Source organism: Virgibacillus kekensis, assembly GCF_042654125.1.
Lineage (GTDB): Bacteria > Bacillota > Bacilli > Bacillales > Amphibacillaceae > Lentibacillus > Lentibacillus kekensis.
This window is the reverse complement of sequence record NZ_JBHSFU010000004.1, coordinates 781,876-798,553: the sequence shown is the minus strand read 5'-3', so window position 1 is coordinate 798,553 and position 16,678 is coordinate 781,876. Positions and strand designations below refer to the sequence as shown.

Sequence of the window (16,678 nt, the reverse complement as noted above, 5' to 3'; positions counted from 1 at the left end):
ATGGAAGCCGGGGATTAATTTCCGACTTCCTGCTGCCTTGTCTCTATTCCCAATGTTTCATACGGAATCCTGAATTTAAATGCTAGATTATTTGCCTCAAGGTCGATGTGCTCTACACTTACTTCAAAATTACTGCGGATTTCCATATCGGTTACAGCCAAATAAATTTCTTCTTCTTTTGGGTTGATTGAAACCCATTCAGGCATTGGTAAATATTTTTTCATATACTCCATTATTTTTTGATTGGGTAATTGCAATAACCCGATTGAAATGGACTTCTGCTTAAGGACTACATCACCATTCTTCTGTACAAATGGCTCAAAGTGTACGGAGAGCGGGACCGTTGATGAAAACACAGGAAGTTCACCAATCAAGTGCACATCTTCCTCCAGTAAGACCGAATAATGGTGATTGGTACCACGGAGGAGTTTATCAATATAGGCATTTACAAGTTCATTAAGATTATTTTTCGTGGTTCGTACAATAAATTCCGAACTTGGCTGTGTATCTTCCTCAACGGCAGGTGGCCGGTCTGTTCCGGAAACTGGCCAGAAAATTAGTGCTATAATGGCTGCAAACACTACGATATTTACGATTAATAAGCCGAGAAAAAGCCGCTTCCACTTATTCCTTCTTTTTCTGGATTCAGCCATCCCACTTCCTCCCTTACTCAGTTATATATTCCAAGACACGCTGCGCCATTCGCTGATAGCCAAGATGATTCGGATGAAAATTATCTTCCGAGAATAAATCGGTGTTGGGGTCGTCGAAAAGGTCCTCGGTTGGGATATATGTCACATCCTCATACTCTTCGGCGAGTGTTTGCCCGACCTTGTTCCAATTCTCTACAATAATACCAAGTTCTTTGAGATCCTTAAAATACTTTTCAAACGGATTATAAAAACCGAGCAGATATATTTCTGCACCTGAGTTCAATTCATCTATCCGGTCGATAATGGCTTTTAAGCGGTCCTTATAATCTGTTCTTTCTCCGGAAAAGTCCTTAAGTGATAAGTCTGTAAAGTTCTCTTTTACAACCTTCATAATATCATTAGCACCGATTGTAATTAGCACGATATCAGCTTGCCTTACCGACTGGGCGATTTCAGGTTTATGAAGACGTTCCAGCAGCTGGTCAGAACGGATGCCACGTTTACCATAATTCTCAAAAGTTACAAGTTTGTTGTCTTCCTGATTGATAGCTTTATCTAGAATACTGACATAGCCACCCTCGACGACTTGGTCACCGACACCCTGGGTCAGTGAATCTCCAATCGCAACTACGTGTGTTTCCTTATTGGTAAACAAGTCAATCGTCTGCTGGACAGCTTCACTGATTATTTCCCCTAGTTCACTTATCGGCTCTTCTTCTGCTTCTTTCTCAGCATCGGTTTGTCTGTCTTTCTCTTCTTCCTCAGGTTCACTCTTTTCTTGTTCTTCCTTTTCCTGTCTATCCTTTGGCTCTACTGTATGCTCATTTTCCTGTGACAGCGCCCAAATCGCCCCAGCAATTAAACCTATAAGCAGTATACCCAAAATAATGAAATTGTATCGTTTCTGCATGTGTACTCACACCTGTATTCTTGTATTATTCAATATATACGGAAAAGACAATTTGTCTTATACATATCCGGATAATACTATATATGTACCCACTTTTTTTGACAAGTATCTTCATGACATATTTCGATTTAATAACAATCCCTTTAAAAGAAACAGTATTCCCTATTTATAATATGTCCAAACAAAAAGATCCGCCTCCATGGAAGACGAATCTCTTGTTTAATTTTTAATTTAACTTAAAACCGTTAAATGTTGTTCTTTTTTCAAAATGGTACAAAAGTCTTCAACCATCGCGCTTGCAGTAGGAAAAGCACCGGCTCCTGGACCTGTCAATGTCAAATCGCCGAGAATATCAGTCTTAAGATAAATGGCATTGTTTACTCCCTCTACCGCATATAATGGATGGTTTTCTTCCAATGATAATGGTTCTACTGAGCCGGTCAGGTTACCCTTCGAATCATACTCCAGTGTTGCAACATGTTTGATTCGTTCACAGGATTTTTGCGATTTTGTAATTTTATCAGCTGTAATGTCCCGTATTCCTAAACGTTTTACACGGCCGGTTTCTGGCTGTTCCCGGAAAATAAGGTCACTTAAAATCTGCAGTTTATATAGTGCGTCATATCCTTCTACATCGTTAGTGGGATCGGCTTCCGCATAACCCCATTTTTGGGCGTTGCTTAACGCTTCTGCAAAAGTAAGGCCCTCAACCCGCATCGCTGTCAGGATAAAGTTGCTGGTACCGTTCAGGATGGCCTGCACGGATTTTACTTGGTTTGCTTGCAGGAGTTGCTGAATTGTTTGGATAATAGGTATCCCACCAGCAGTAGTCGCTTCAAACCCAATTTTGGTTCCGTAACTTTCAGCGAGTGATTTCAGCTCTTTACCGTGGGCAGCGAACATCTCCTTATTGGCAGTGATTACATGTTTTTTTCCAGCAATGCATTTTTTGAGAAAGGAAAATGCGGGTTCTTTGCCAACGATTGCTTCAAAAACGACATCAATCTCGGGGTCATTTGCCACTGCCAGGAGGTCAGTTGTCACGTTAACTTCAGGTGGAAGCTTGTTATGCTTCTCCGGATGTTCGATCACAATGGTTGAGATGCAGATAGGTGAGCCGGCAAGTTCTTCAAGCCGCTCCTTGTGAATATGGAAAGTCTGATATACGCCGCATCCCACGGTTCCCAGGCCAATCAAGGCCACGTTAATTGGCTTCATCAGTCAGCCTCCTTTAAAAAATCATGGACAATTCCGCCCCATTTTGGAAATTCAGTCAAAAAACCATCATGACCAAAATCAGTTTCTATATGTCTGTAGATGCTGTTGGGTAATGCCCTGGAAAATAAATGCACTTTGTCTGGTTCATAGATCAAATCTTTATCAAAACTAAGCAGCAGGGCAGGTTGGGTCAGCTTATTCGCAGCATTCTGCCACCCGTCCCGATTCCGGCCAATATCATGGCCATTCATCGCTTGCAGTAAATAAAGGTAACTGTTCGGATCAAATCGATTTATCAGTTTCTCACCCTGATAATCAAGATAGGAGGTGACGTCCGAACGGTTATGACCGAATCTTTCTTCAAGCAGTTGGGGACTTCGGTACGTGATCATCCCAACCATCCGGGCTATTGCAAGTCCGTTGACCGTATTGTCTGTATAGTTGCCCCCTTGCCAGGAGGGATCATTTTTGATGGCTGAACTGGCAATGTGATTGAACGCTATCCCGTAGGAGGAAAAGACAGGCGTGGAAGCTAGGATTATCAGCTTCTCGACCGTCTCCGGATAAAGGAGCGCCCATTCCATCGCCTGCATACCACCAAGAGAACCGCCAATAACCGTATCAATTGAAGTTATATTTAAGTAATCCAGTGCCTGAAATTGTGCATGAACCATATCCCGGACCGTGATTTCTGGAAAAGAAGTACGAAAAGGCAGGTCTGTTTGAGGATTGGTGGATGCTGGTCCTGTTGATCCGTCACATCCTCCCAAAACATTAAATGTAAGAACCCGGTACTTTTCTGTGTCAATATATTTTTCGGGGCCAATTAATCCGCTCCACCAGCCAGGGTGCTCTTCCGTCCCGATTGCTTGATGGTTTCCTGTTAATGCATGGCATACCAGGATGACTGGCGCATGACTTGGCCCCGCCATTTCGTACTGTAAGGTTATATCCTCAAGTACTATTCCAGATTCCAGTTTGAGTGGGCCGACTGCTGCACGCCCTGTTTGTGATGTTTGATTAATGCTGAGCATCTCGCCCACCCCCATGTTTTAGACTTGTGTTAATACTTTCTGTTTGCCGTTGGACCGGATACGCACCGCTTCATCATAAGCGTTTTTTCCGCTAATAGTAGTAATTCCTGCCGCCTCTGCATGTTGAAGTGTCTGGTCGCTGCCATCCGGATTCTCAACCCATAGTATTTTTCCTGACTTATTAATGAACTGTTCGATTAGTTCTGCTGGGAGCGGCGTATTGGAAGCTAGTACCGCGTCAACAGGCGATGGAATATCGTTAAGTTGTTCCACTGGCTGTTTGCCAACTATTTCTTCACCTGATTGGCCAACAGGCACTATGTCATAACCAAACTGACCAAGTTTTTTAATTTTGTCAGCGAAATCGCCAACCGGTTTATCCAAGCCATATACTGCTACAGTTTTTTTCCGGATTCCGCCGTCTTCACGTGCAAATGGAGAGGAAAGCAGCCAGTTGATTGCATCTTCCTCAGTTGTTTGGAATGTTTCATCCTCACCTGTTGCTTTGCTGATCGCCTGATCCAAATCTGCCAGTATATCTTTCGTTGATTCAAGGCCAATAGAAAGACGAACAAGTTCTTCCGTAACACCGCTTTTCTGAAGGTCTTCCGGTCCAAGCTGCTGGTGTGTAGTTGAAGCAGGATGGATGATAAGTGATTTCGCATCTCCGACATTGGCAACATGTGACCAGAGAGTAATGCTGTCAATCAATTTTCTGCCTGTATCACGGCCGCCTTTGATTCCGAATGTGATAATAGATCCATAGCCATTCTGAAAGTATTTTTCAGCTAACTGGTTTGATGGGTGGTCGCTAAGCCCCGGGTAGTTGACCCACTCAACTGCTGGGTGTTCCTGCAGGTAGGCAGCCACTTCTTGTGCATTTTTATTATGACGCTCAATCCGCAGATGCAGTGTCTCAAGTCCCTGTAAAAGCAGGAAGGCATTTTGCGGGCTCAGGCATGCACCGATATCGCGGAGCAGCTGGACCCTTAGTTTGGTGGCAAACGCTGCCGGTCCAACGTCGACATAGCGTAGACCATTGTAGCTTTGATCCGGTTCGGTAAACTGAGGGAATTTACCGTTGCCCCAGTCAAATCTTCCACCGTCTACAACGATGCCGCCAATGGCTGTTCCATGACCGCCAATCCATTTGGTAGCTGAGTGAACAACAATATCTGCTCCCCAGGAAAGTGGCTTTGTTACATATGGTGTGGCAAAAGTATTGTCAATGATAAGCGGAATGTTATTTTCATGGGCAATTTCCCCAATTGTCTCTACGTCAAATACATTCAGACTTGGATTGGTAATGATTTCGCCAAAAATTGCTTTTGTATTTGGAGTAATGGCGTTCCGAACACTGTCCGGCTTTGTACCGTCGACAAAAATAACATTGATTCCGTAACGCGGAAGTGTGTTCGCAAATAAGTTATATGTTCCGCCATAAAGATTGCTGTCAGCGATAATTTCATCACCATTGCTGGCAAGATTTAAAATTGCCAGGGTGATTGCGGCCATTCCGGAAGATGTCGCGACTGCGGCGACCCCATCCTCGAGAAGGGAGATACGCTGTTCAAATGCATCAACTGTTGGGTTCATAATCCTGCTGTAAATATTGCCCGGTTCCTTAAGGCCGAACAGGTTTTGTGCATGTTCCGTGTCTTTGAAAACGTAAGAAGTAGTCTGATAGATTGGTACCGCACGGGATCCTGTTGCAGGATCGGGTTCCTGGCCACCATGCAGTAATAGAGTTTCTGGATTTTGAAGATTAAAATTGGACATTAATAATTCCTCCTTAGTATTTTAACTAGCAATCACGTTAGCCACTTCAAGCTCTTATCGTTGCTGATTGGTTGCTTCCGCTTTTGCTTTATCTGGAGGAAGAGGAGAAATAAGAAAAGCCCTCTTCCTAAGAAGAGGGCTTCGTATGTAACCGATCCTCCTCTTATCTTCCAGATCTAATGACCTGTAGGATTTAGCACCTTACTAAGCAAAATGATTTTGCCGTTAAGGTTGCCGGGCTTCACAGGGCCTATTCCCTCCACCGCTCTTGATAAGAGATGTAACTTTTTATTAAGTTAATGAACATTATAGACCTGCAGTTCGTCATCCGTCAAGCTATTTCTGAAAATTTATTTTTCTATAGCTCTTTTATGCCGGAGTGGTCGGCGTTGTGCAGATCCCATATAAATAATTAGAGCCACCCATATCAGGGAAAAAGAAATTAAATGCGCACGTGAAAATGTCTCATCATACACAAACACGCCTAGAATAAGCATAATGGTCGGAGCGATATACTGAAGAAACCCGACCATCGAGAGCGGAATTTTTTTCGCACCACTAGCAAAAAGCAGGAGTGGGATCGCAGTTACTGCTCCTGCACCAAACAACAGAAGTCCAGTAGCGGAAATCATGGTGTCGGCCGACAACAAGGAACTGTCCGGAACCGCCAACAGGAAAATAAGTGCGATTGGCGTTACAATCATCGTTTCTATTGTTAGACCGAACATAGCTCCGACATCGACCATTTTTTTCAGCAGGCCGTACATGCCAAAACTGAAAGCCAGAGTCAGCGACACCCATGGAAATACACCGTAACTGACAGTCAGGTAGGTCACGCCGATTGCTGCAAGAACAAACGAAAGCGTCTGCCGCCGTGTCAGCGTTTCTTTTAGCACAATCATTCCAAGGAGAATACTCACGAGCGGGTTAATGTAATATCCCAGACTCGCTTGAATGACGTGGTCGTTGTTTACTGCCCATATGTATGATAACCAATTAATACTTATTACGATTGAAGCCAGGGTGATGCCAATTAATTTCTTCCTGTCTTTTAAAATAACCACGCATTCTTTAAGAAACAACTTCCATTTTCGTACAAACAAGACGACTATTATCATAAAAATAAATGACCATACTATCCTGTGCGCGAGTATTTCACCAGGTGGGACCTCGTTTACCAGCTTCCAGTAGATCGGCAGAAAACCCCAAAGTAGATAGGCTCCTGCTGCATATAATATTCCTGCCTTACTATCCTGATTCATTCTGAAAGCCTCCCGTTCTGTAAAACTATGAATAAATTGGAAGAATCACGTGGAACTCGAGCGAGCTGGCCCAAAGTCGAGCGAGCACCCCGGAAAGTCGAACGACACCACCCCGAAGCCGAGCGAGTCCTCATTTAAATAAGCCAATTCTAGAACTAAACCGGCAAAATAGCAATAACTCTGCCTAATCTAAATAAAAGAAAACGCTTTCAAATTTACCCTTAATACAATAGAATAGTAGTATATGGGTTTTAAAAATGCAGTTCTGGGAGGATATTAGAATGGAAAAAAAATATAACCATTTTGAGACGTCGGTAATACATGCGGGCTATGATGCCAAGGAAATGCTAGGCAGTCTTGCTTCGCCTTTATTTCAGACGTCAACCTTTACATTTGAAACCGCTGAGCAGGGGGAGCGGCGGTTTGCCGGGGAGGAAGAGGGCTACATTTACACCCGGCTGGGTAATCCGACGGTAACCATTCTGGAGGAAAAAATAGCTGAACTTGAGAACGGCGAGCGGGGTCTGGCATTTGGCTCAGGTATGGCAGCAGTCTCTGCAGTACTGATTGCTCTTACCAAAGCTAATGATCATATATTATGTTCATCAGGATTGTATGGCTGTACGTATGGCCTGCTGTCGATGATGAAAGAAAAATACAATATTGAACACGATTTTTCGACGATGGAGTCCAAGGATGCAATTCGGGCGCTAGTCAGGCCGGAAACCGCGTGTATTTATGTTGAAACACCGATTAACCCGACAATGAAGCTGATTGACCTGAAAATGGTTGCTGAAGTTGCTCATGAAAAAGGTATTCCAGTCGTTGTTGATAATACCTTTTCATCACCATATCTGCAGCGGCCGCTGGAGCTTGGGTGTGATGTAGTGCTCCATAGTGCGACTAAATACATTGGCGGTCATGGTGACGTGATTGCCGGTCTGGCAGTTGGGAAAAAGGAATTTCTCGATGAGGTTGCAATGACTACGCTAAAAGATATCGGCGGAGTAATGGCGCCATTTGATGCGTGGCTGCTGATTAGAGGATTGAAAACTTTGCCGATAAGAGTAGATCGACACTGTGACAATGCTGAAAAACTTTTTGAAAAACTGCGCAGCCATCCTAAAGTGGCAAACGTATATTATCCAAATGATGAGGAGCATTCTGATTATCCTATCCGGGAGAAGCAGATGAAGCGTGGTGGTGGATTAGTTTCTTTTGAAATCAAAGGGTCCAAAAAGGATGCACAGCGATTGCTGAACAGCCTGAAGTTCATCAAGATTGCCGTCAGCCTTGGAGATGCTGAGACATTAATTCAGCACCCGGCAACGATGACCCATTCGGTGGTTCCGGAAGAGACAAGACTGGAAATGGGTATAACCGATCAGCTAATTAGGCTATCTGCCGGGCTTGAGGCATGGGAGGACATCTGGGCTGACCTTGAACAAGCGCTCGACAGCCTGTAACTTAGGGGCGTTTGGCCCACGGTTCCAATGTTCCGACCACTGTCTCCTCTTGGTCGCTATCGATTGCTTCAATGACACCATTAGAAATCTCATCATGAGTCAGCCAGCGGGACTGGTCATTATCCAGTATAAAACCAAGATAAACACGTCTGTACAGGCAATTCCCCGGTACAGAGGTGTTTTCTTTTTCAAAAAAACGGGCACTACCCTGTATATGGAATAATCTCCAATCGGCGTTTAAAACATGCTCTGTTATCATATCCTTAAGTAAAGGCAGCGCATCTGGTGCTGTGGAATGAATCCAGGAAACAACCAATCCCGGTGTCCCATGTTTATTGAATAAATCCGCAAGTGCGGCACCAAAACGGGTACTGTCTTCATAATCAACTGAAATCCCATGTAAACGTTCAGGATACCTGCCGCTATTTTTAACAGCTTCAAGTCTGGAACGGTTCCGTCCGATAACAAAAACATCACCGTTTTTTTCGTTAAGATAGTGGCATACTTTACGGAGCATGCCACTTCCGCCAATTACAAGCACATAACCGTTCTTCATAATCCATCACCTTTTTTTGAGTGGTTGTTTCCAGAGTAACGTAAACGGTCATTTTGTGCTATATTAAGCATAATGTGATACTTCGGTTAGGGGAGAATATACAAGTGAGTCTACTTTCGATCTTTTTAGGATTAATTTTAATTTTAAATTTAGGATTGGCCCTGACCATCATCTTTCTGGAGCGGAAGGACGCCAGTGCTGCATGGGCATGGCTGATGGTGCTGCTTTTCGTGCCAATTGCAGGGTTTATTCTATATCTGATTTTCGGAAAACGAATAAGCTCCCAGCGGATTTTTACATGGGATACCAAAAGCAAGCTTGGCGTAAAGAAGGCTGTACAGCAGCAGTTGCGGTCGATAGAGAACAACACGTTTCATTTTAAGCATGAGGATTTGATGGAGTATAAGGACCTCTATTATCTGCATTTGCGGAATGATGACGCGATATTCACTCAGGACAACAGTGTGGATATTTACACAGATGGGGAAAAGAAATTCGCCGCCCTGCTGAAAGATCTGGAGAAGGCAAGCGATCATATTCATCTGCTTTATTATATTATCCGGCATGACCAGTTAGGTAAAAAAATTGCCGATGTGTTAATCAAGAAAGCTAATGAGGGTGTGGAAGTCCGTGTCCTGTACGATGATATGGGGTCACGGAGAATGAGCAAGAAGTTCATTAATAGACTGCGAAAAGCGGGAGCCCAGGTAGAGGCTTTTTTTCCGCCGAAAATCCCTAAAGTCAATCTTAAAATAAACTACCGGAACCACCGGAAACTCGCGATTATTGATGGTCGTATAGGGTATATCGGCGGGTTTAATATCGGCGATGAATATCTCGGTAAGGACAAGAAATTTGGCTACTGGCGGGACACACATCTTCGTATATCCGGCGAAGCGGTGGAGAATATGCAGACGCGATTTATCCTGGACTGGAATCAGGCTTCTCGTAATGATATTTTATATGATGAGCGCTATTATAATACGAAAGGCAACGGGGATGTAGGCGTACAAATCGTCTCCAGCGGGCCGGATTCCGACTGGGAACAAATCAAGAATGGCTATATCAAAATGATTATGTCGGCAAAAGAATATGTTTATATTCAAACCCCGTACTTTATCCCAGATGAAAGCCTGCGTGACACATTACAGATTGCAGCTCTATCCGGTGTTAAGGTGAAAATTATGATTCCAAACAAGCCGGATCATCCGTTTGTTTATTGGGCAACGCTCTCCAACATTGGTGATCTGCTAAATGCTGGGGCGGAAGTATATGTCTACCAGAATGGATTTCTTCACGCGAAAACCCTGGTCGTTGACGGAAAGATAGCATCCGTTGGGACCGCTAATATCGATTTCCGGAGCTTCCGGCTGAATTTTGAAGTCAATGCTTTTTTATACGATAAAAAAATTGCGCAACAGTTGCTTAACGAGTTTAATCATGATATAACGCTTTCCACCCAAATGACAAAAAAATTATATGATAAGCGAACAGTTGGAATCCGGATCAAAGAGGCGATTTCCCGACTTCTGTCGCCGATTCTCTGAGAGTAATCCCTGCAGAAATGGGGAAGGTAGGTAAAAAAGAAATTCATGGGAGGTATGAATATGGACGCTAAACCTTGCACAACATCCCTAACAGTCAAAACATCACACGTCCTGCCGCCTGATACGAACACACACGGGACTTTATTTGGTGGAAAATTAATGGCTCATATTGATGATGTGGCAGCGATTGCGGCGGTACGTCATGCAAGAAAACCGGTTGTAACTGCATCGACTGATTCGGTCGATTTCCTTGCACCGGTCAGGGAAGGCGACTCGGTATGTGTGGAAGCCTTCGTAACCTGGACGCATACTACATCAATGGAGGTTTTTGTAAAAGCGGTCACTGAAAACTTGCTCACAGGTGAGCGTAAAGTATGTACCACTGCTTTTCTAACATTTGTAGCGGTGGATGATGATGGACGGCCGACTACTGTTCCACCTGTTTATCCAGTAACTGATCAGGAAAAGAAACTTCATGAAGCTGCCCCTGCACGCGCTGAACAGCGGAAGGCCAGGAGAAAACATTCGTACGAGCTGGCCGAGACGTTTGGGACGGACTTTCCATGGGACAGGGAGTTTTAGGATAATATTTCCATTGTTACATTTTAATCGCTCAGGTAAAATGATGTTTGGGAAGCCATCATTGTGGCTTCTTTTGTCTTGAATGAATATGTCACTAGCCTAATAGTTCTGAAATTTTTTTAAAAAATGTGAACCCAAAATTAATTGGATTTTCCGTTAAATTGGAAGAGTAGGTTTTATTAGTTATGGGTAAATAACTTGAAAGGGTTAACAAAATGGAAGGGAGAACACGTTCTCATGGGTTTTTTTGAAGATTTGCTTGGAGTAGCAAATGAAATTATGTGGACATATGTCCTTATTGCTGTTCTAATTGCACTCGGTTTATGGTTTACAATTAAAACAGGTTTTGTCCAATTTCGCCTGTTCGGTGAAATGTTCCGGGTGATTTTTGACAAACGTTCGATAACATCCGCCGGTAAAAAAGGTACTTCCTCATTCCAGGCATTTGCCATCAGTGCAGCGTCCCGTGTGGGAACAGGGAACCTGGCTGGAGTTGCATCTGCAGTTGCGCTTGGTGGACCCGGTGCAGTGTTCTGGATGTGGCTGATTGCACTTCTTGGATCTGCAACCGCATTTGTGGAAAGTACACTTGCCCAGGTATATAAAGTACCGGAAACCAATCAATACCGCGGGGGGCCAGCATACTATATTGAAAAAGGTCTTAAAAACCGCTGGCTAGGCATCGTATTTGCTGTCACCATTACGTTTACATATGGGCTTGTATTCAACTCGGTTCAATCAAATACCATAAGTTTAGCGTTCAATGGCGAGTTTGATATCAGTCGTGGCTGGATTGCGGTAGTTCTAGTTATTTTAACTGCCATTGTAATCTTTGGTGGGCTGAAAAGCATTGCGAATGTTACACAATTTATCGTACCAATCATGGCAGTACTGTACATTTTTATTGCTATTTATGTGCTTATCATCAATATCGCTGCCGTACCGGATATGGTTTCGCTAATTTTCGCGAATGCGTTCGGAATCCGTGAAATTGCCGGTGGTGGTTTTGGTGCTGCGATCATGATGGGAATTAAGCGTGGACTATTCTCCAATGAAGCTGGTATGGGTAGTGCCCCTAACGCTGCTGCAACTGCTGAGGTTTCCCACCCTGCTAAACAAGGGTTGATTCAAGCACTTGGTGTATTCTTTGATACAATTTTAATCTGTAGTGCGACTGCTTTTATTATTATTTCTGCTGGTGGATATGCAGGAAGCGAGGAAGACGGTATTCAGTTGACGCAGGCAGCATTTGAGTTCCATATCGGAGACTGGGCTGCAGTATCCATTGCTATCGCGATTTTCTTCTTTGCATATAGTTCCATCCTTGGTAACTATTACTATGGGGAAAATAACATTGGATACATTAAGGAAAGTAAAGTAGCATTGTTCATCTACCGACTTGCAGTGCTTGCCATGGTAGTGTTTGGCGCAATCGCCACATTTGACCTTGTTTGGGCAATGGCTGATCTGACAATGGGAATTATGGCATTGATTAACCTGTACGCAATTACGAGATTGTATAAAGTCGCTGATCGCGTTTTACGGGATTACACCAGACAGCGTAAACAAGGAAAGGATCCTGTTTTTTATCGGGATACTCTCGAGGACCCAACAGGTGTAGAACTTTGGAGTCGTGAACGTAACACCACTAACGAATAATTAAAAAGACAAACTGCCTGCTTCCTGTATAAGGATGCAGGCAGTTTTTTTAGAAGGTTTAAATCCACTGTTTTTGACATAAAAGCTATAAACTGCGACGTAGTATACCGCTTCGGAAATACACTACGCTTTCCACGGGCTCGCGCTGAGCCTCCTCGCTCGCAGAGAACGCTCGCTGTGGGGTCTCAACGTTTCGCTTTCCCGTTGGAGTCTTCGTGTATTCCCTTCGCTGATATTGTGCTTTTATCCTATAACAGTTGCTGATTTGTATTTATAAAATCACAAAAGAATAGTGCACAGTTTTAGGTTGATTGGAGCGAAGGGCAGTCGACTCCTGCGGGTCACCGGCTAAAAACGGTCACGTCCTGTGACCAACGCCGGTACTAGAACGTCATGTTCGTCGAAGCAACAGCTGAAAATCCCGCAGGAAGCGGTTTTTGCTTCCGAGGAAGTTGAAGCGTTGCCAGGCGGCAAAGGAGATACTGCGAAGTTATGAGCAGATGTCGTACTTGCACCAGGAGTGGTGAAAGCGACTGCGCGAAGCGGAAATCAACATTGCTAGCTAATCCGCAGTATATATCCATTGCGAAGGTAAGTGAACCATAAGATTTATGAAAAGAGCCTTAGATTACCTTTAATTTAAATTATCCCTTGCATCTCATTCGGTAAGCGCTTACACTATACGTAAGGAAAAAATTAATTAGAGGTGGGCATATGTTTTCATTTGGGGAAAGAAGACATACACCAAAAAATCGTCAATACACGAGAGGCATGGTTCAGCGACCATAGCCTCTTTTTATTTTGTCTGCTTTATCCCTATAAAGCAGTGATACGGAGGTGTAATATGATTATTCTGACCGGAGGGGAACTCACCCTCGATGAGGTAAAAAGAATCGTTCTGGACAATGAGCAGGTAAGTTTGGCCAAGGGCGCGGAGGAAACCATCAGGGACAACAGGAAAACAATTGAAAAGCTCATCAGCGAGAAAAAAACCATGTATGGAATTAACACAGGGTTCGGCAAGTTCAGCGATGTAGTGATTGCTGAGGATGACCTGGATGACCTGCAGCTTAACCTGATTCACTCCCATGCATGCGGGGTGGGTGATCCATTTTCGGAAAAAATAAGCCGGGCAATGCTCCTGTTGCGAGCGAACGCGTTAATTAAGGGTTATTCTGGTGTCCGGCCACAGCTTGTCAACCAGTTCATCGACTTTTTGAACGCCGGTATCCACCCTGTGATTCCACAGCAGGGGTCACTTGGCGCCAGCGGAGACTTGGCTCCGTTATCTCATCTGGCCTTGGCACTGCTTGGGGAGGGAGAAGTTTTTTATCAGGGAAAACGGATGCAGGCTACTGGTGCTCTGGAGGATGCCGGAATCGTACCTTTGAGGCTTAAGGCAAAAGAGGGACTGGCGCTGATTAATGGAACACAGGCCATGACAGCCGTCGGGGTTATTGCCTATTTTGAAATGGAAAAACTGCTTAAGCAGAGTGAGCTGGTTGCAGCCATGACGCTAGAAGGGCTTAATGGAATTATCGATGCTTTTGATCATGACTTGCACCAGGTTCGCGGTCATCAGGAACAAATTGAGACAGCAGCACGTATCCGATCGTATTTAAGTGATAGCAACCTTACAACCAGGCAAGGAGAAGTAAGGGTCCAGGATGCATATTCTTTACGGTGTATTCCTCAGGTTCTCGGGGCCTCATGGCAAACCCTTAATTATGCAAAAGAAAAACTGGCAACTGAAGTGAACGCGGTAACAGATAACCCGCTGATTTTTTCAGAAGAAGATAAGGTTGTATCAGGAGGTAATTTTCACGGTCAGCCGATAGCATTCGCGATGGATTTTTTGAAACTTGGAATCTCGGAAACTGCCAATATAGCAGAACGCAGGATTGAGCGGCTAGTGAACCCGCAACTGAACGATCTTCCGCCATTCCTAAGCCCGAATCCTGGGCTTGAATCGGGAGCGATGATTATGCAGTATACCGCAGCGTCTCTCGTCTCGGAAAATAAGACGCTGGCCCATCCGGCAAGTGTCGACTCGATTCCTTCATCAGCAAACCAGGAAGATCATGTCAGCATGGGCACGATTGCAGCCCGGCATGCATTGACGATGCTGCAGAACGCACGGCGTGTTATCGCCATCGAGCTTATTTGTGCAATGCAGGCCACAGAGTACCGGGGTGTGGAGAAAATGGCTAGTGCTACAAGAGAATTTTACGAAAAAGCCCGCACGATTGTCGCAGGGATCACCAAAGATCGTGTTTTTTCACCTGATATAGAAGACCTGGCCGACTGGCTGAAAAATAAGGAAGAAAGTGAAATTAAACAAAAAGGTGGGGTTTTACATGAGTAAAGTGACGGCAAAGAAAGGCCTGGAACTGGAGTGTAAGGGCTGGGAACAGGAAGCGGCACTGCGGATGTTGTACAACAACCTTGATCCCGAGGTAGCTGAGAACCCGGATGAACTCGTTGTTTACGGGGGAATCGGGAAAGCCGCCCGCAACTGGGAGGCATTCGACGCGATCGTCAACACACTGAGAAATCTGGAAAACGACGAAACAATGCTGATACAGTCTGGCAAACCGGTCGGTGTATTCCGTACGCACAAGCATGCCCCCCGTGTTCTTTTATCGAATTCAGTACTTGTTCCAAAATGGGCAAACTGGGACCACTTCCACGAACTCGATAAAAAGGGGCTTATGATGTACGGTCAGATGACTGCTGGAAGCTGGATTTATATCGGCACCCAGGGAATTCTTCAGGGAACCTACGAGACATTTGCAGCATTGGCAAGGAAACATTTCAATGGCTCGCTGAAACATACAATCACCCTGACTGCCGGACTTGGGGGTATGGGTGGTGCCCAACCGTTAGCTGTTACCATGAATGAGGGCGTTGTAATTGCTGTCGAAGTGGATAAGAGCCGAATTGAGAAACGGATTAATACAGCCTATTGTGATGTCATGACCGAAAGCCTGGACGAAGCTATTAAACTTGCAAATGAAGCGAAACAGAAAGGTGATGCCCTTTCAATTGGTCTCGTCGGAAATGCTGCTGAAATTCACCACGAAATTCTCTCAAAAGATATTCAGATCGATATCGTGACAGATCAGACCTCGGCTCACGATCCGCTTAATGGTTATGTACCGGTAGGGTATACCGTTGAGCAGGCTACTACTCTTAGAAAAGAGGATCCGGATAAATATATTAGTCTCTCTAAAAGCAGTATGAAGCGCCATGTGGAGGCAATGCTTCTTTATCTGGAGAAAAAAGCGGTCGTGTTTGACTACGGAAATAATATCCGTCAGGTTGCCAAAGATGAAGGCCTCAGTAATGCGTTTGATTTTCCAGGCTTTGTACCAGCATATATCCGGCCGCTGTTCTGCGAGGGTAAGGGCCCATTTCGCTGGGCGGCACTTTCCGGGGACCCTGCGGATATTTACCGGACTGATCAGCTGATTAAAGAACTTTTTCCGGAGAATGAGGCACTGATTCGTTGGATTGACATGGCACAGGATCAGGTTTCTTTTCAGGGATTACCTTCCCGAATTTGCTGGCTCGGATATGGGGAGCGGGTGAAAATGGGGCTTGCGATTAATGAATTAGTCCAAAAAGGCGAACTCTCAGCGCCGATTGTAATTGGACGTGACCATTTGGATTGTGGATCGGTCGCGTCGCCAAACCGTGAGACAGAAGGAATGAAGGATGGAAGTGATGCAGTTGGCGACTGGGCTGTACTGAACGCCTTGATCAATACAGCGGCAGGCGGATCGTGGATTTCTTTTCACCATGGTGGTGGCGTTGGAATGGGATATTCACTTCATGCCGGAATGGTCGCAGTCGCTGACGGAACTGAGCTGGCAAAAGAACGGCTTGAACGCGTGCTGACGACCGACCCTGGAATGGGCATTATACGTCATGCCGATGCAGGATATGAGAAGGCACAGGAATTTGCTTCCGACCATAACATTACAATTCCAATACAAAAATAGGAGGTGCG

The 16,678-nt window shown here is 44.7% G+C and carries 13 protein-coding genes and 1 riboswitch; of the genes, 6 read left to right on the top strand and 7 right to left on the bottom strand.

The genetic code is table 11. From position 1 onward, the window contains the following. Positions 1-14 precede the first annotated feature (14 nt). The 6 genes from ACFO3D_RS08060 to rarD all read right to left on the bottom strand — a co-directional run bounded on the left by ACFO3D_RS08060 (position 15) and on the right by rarD (position 6,856). Positions 15-653: a YpmS family protein gene (locus ACFO3D_RS08060; RefSeq protein WP_390294597.1), complete on the bottom strand. Its 639-nt coding sequence runs from the start codon at positions 651-653 to the stop codon at positions 15-17. Between the two features lie 13 nt (positions 654-666). Next, a complete protein-coding gene (locus ACFO3D_RS08055) occupies positions 667-1,563 on the bottom strand; it encodes an SGNH/GDSL hydrolase family protein (protein ID WP_390294594.1) in 897 nt (298 codons plus the stop codon). Between the two features lie 231 nt (positions 1,564-1,794). Continuing rightward, positions 1,795-2,781 carry a homoserine dehydrogenase gene (locus tag ACFO3D_RS08050; protein WP_390294592.1) on the bottom strand — a complete coding sequence of 329 codons (987 nt, stop codon included), beginning with the start codon at positions 2,779-2,781 and terminating at the stop codon, positions 1,795-1,797. Continuing rightward, positions 2,781-3,815 (bottom strand): homoserine O-acetyltransferase MetX, encoded by a 1,035-nt coding sequence (metX, locus tag ACFO3D_RS08045; protein ID WP_390294590.1) that lies wholly within the window; start codon positions 3,813-3,815, stop codon positions 2,781-2,783. The genes ACFO3D_RS08050 and metX overlap by 1 nt, the downstream gene beginning before the upstream one ends. 18 nt (positions 3,816-3,833) lie before the next feature. Further along, a complete protein-coding gene (locus tag ACFO3D_RS08040) occupies positions 3,834-5,594 on the bottom strand; it encodes a PLP-dependent aspartate aminotransferase family protein (protein WP_390294588.1) in 1,761 nt (586 codons plus the stop codon). Between the two features lie 160 nt (positions 5,595-5,754). Then, positions 5,755-5,872: riboswitch (SAM riboswitch) on the bottom strand. 72 nt (positions 5,873-5,944) lie between these two features. After that, a complete protein-coding gene (rarD, locus tag ACFO3D_RS08035; RefSeq protein WP_390294586.1) occupies positions 5,945-6,856 on the bottom strand; it encodes an EamA family transporter RarD in 912 nt (303 codons plus the stop codon). A 281-nt stretch (positions 6,857-7,137) separates the two neighbouring features. Here rarD and megL point away from each other — a divergent pair, with 281 nt between their 5' ends. After that, positions 7,138-8,322, top strand: coding sequence for a methionine gamma-lyase (gene megL, locus ACFO3D_RS08030; protein ID WP_390294583.1), 1,185 nt, complete (start codon positions 7,138-7,140; stop codon positions 8,320-8,322). Between the two features lies 1 nt (position 8,323). Here megL and ACFO3D_RS08025 read toward each other — a convergent pair whose 3' ends face one another. Continuing rightward, positions 8,324-8,878 (bottom strand): Rossmann-fold NAD(P)-binding domain-containing protein, encoded by a 555-nt coding sequence (locus ACFO3D_RS08025; protein WP_390294581.1) that lies wholly within the window; start codon positions 8,876-8,878, stop codon positions 8,324-8,326. A 104-nt stretch (positions 8,879-8,982) separates the two neighbouring features. Between ACFO3D_RS08025 and cls the strand changes: the two genes are divergently transcribed. The 5 genes from cls to hutU all read left to right on the top strand — a co-directional run bounded on the left by cls (position 8,983) and on the right by hutU (position 16,670). Beyond that, positions 8,983-10,425 carry a cardiolipin synthase gene (gene cls, locus ACFO3D_RS08020; protein ID WP_390294580.1) on the top strand — a complete coding sequence of 481 codons (1,443 nt, stop codon included), beginning with the start codon at positions 8,983-8,985 and terminating at the stop codon, positions 10,423-10,425. Between the two features lie 60 nt (positions 10,426-10,485). Next, on the top strand, positions 10,486-11,007 hold the full coding sequence (locus ACFO3D_RS08015) for an acyl-CoA thioesterase (RefSeq protein WP_390294578.1): 522 nt from the start codon (positions 10,486-10,488) through the stop codon (positions 11,005-11,007). A gap of 237 nt (positions 11,008-11,244) precedes the next feature. Further along, a complete protein-coding gene (locus tag ACFO3D_RS08010; protein ID WP_390294576.1) occupies positions 11,245-12,666 on the top strand; it encodes an alanine/glycine:cation symporter family protein in 1,422 nt (473 codons plus the stop codon). 844 nt (positions 12,667-13,510) lie between these two features. After that, the gene (hutH, locus tag ACFO3D_RS08005) at positions 13,511-15,031 is read left to right on the top strand and encodes a histidine ammonia-lyase (protein ID WP_390294574.1); all 1,521 of its coding nucleotides are present in this window, start codon (positions 13,511-13,513) and stop codon (positions 15,029-15,031) included. Continuing rightward, on the top strand, positions 15,024-16,670 hold the full coding sequence (hutU, locus tag ACFO3D_RS08000; protein WP_390294572.1) for a urocanate hydratase: 1,647 nt from the start codon (positions 15,024-15,026) through the stop codon (positions 16,668-16,670). The genes hutH and hutU overlap by 8 nt, the downstream gene beginning before the upstream one ends. Positions 16,671-16,678 lie beyond the last annotated feature (8 nt).

Bases quoted from the DNA above. Each gene is read 5' to 3' on its own strand.
- ACFO3D_RS08060 (WP_390294597.1), bottom strand. From the start codon at position 653: ATGGCTGAATCCAGAAAAAGAAGGAATAAGTGGAAGCGGCTTTTTCTC.
- ACFO3D_RS08055 (WP_390294594.1), bottom strand. From the start codon at position 1,563: ATGCAGAAACGATACAATTTCATTATTTTGGGTATACTGCTTATAGGT.
- ACFO3D_RS08050 (WP_390294592.1), bottom strand. From the start codon at position 2,781: ATGAAGCCAATTAACGTGGCCTTGATTGGCCTGGGAACCGTGGGATGC.
- metX (WP_390294590.1), bottom strand. From the start codon at position 3,815: ATGCTCAGCATTAATCAAACATCACAAACAGGGCGTGCAGCAGTCGGC.
- ACFO3D_RS08040 (WP_390294588.1), bottom strand. From the start codon at position 5,594: ATGTCCAATTTTAATCTTCAAAATCCAGAAACTCTATTACTGCATGGT.
- rarD (WP_390294586.1), bottom strand. From the start codon at position 6,856: ATGAATCAGGATAGTAAGGCAGGAATATTATATGCAGCAGGAGCCTAT.
- megL (WP_390294583.1), top strand. From the start codon at position 7,138: ATGGAAAAAAAATATAACCATTTTGAGACGTCGGTAATACATGCGGGC.
- ACFO3D_RS08025 (WP_390294581.1), bottom strand. From the start codon at position 8,878: ATGAAGAACGGTTATGTGCTTGTAATTGGCGGAAGTGGCATGCTCCGT.
- ACFO3D_RS08015 (WP_390294578.1), top strand. From the start codon at position 10,486: ATGGACGCTAAACCTTGCACAACATCCCTAACAGTCAAAACATCACAC.
- ACFO3D_RS08010 (WP_390294576.1), top strand. From the start codon at position 11,245: ATGGGTTTTTTTGAAGATTTGCTTGGAGTAGCAAATGAAATTATGTGG.
- hutH (WP_390294574.1), top strand. From the start codon at position 13,511: ATGATTATTCTGACCGGAGGGGAACTCACCCTCGATGAGGTAAAAAGA.
- hutU (WP_390294572.1), top strand. From the start codon at position 15,024: ATGAGTAAAGTGACGGCAAAGAAAGGCCTGGAACTGGAGTGTAAGGGC.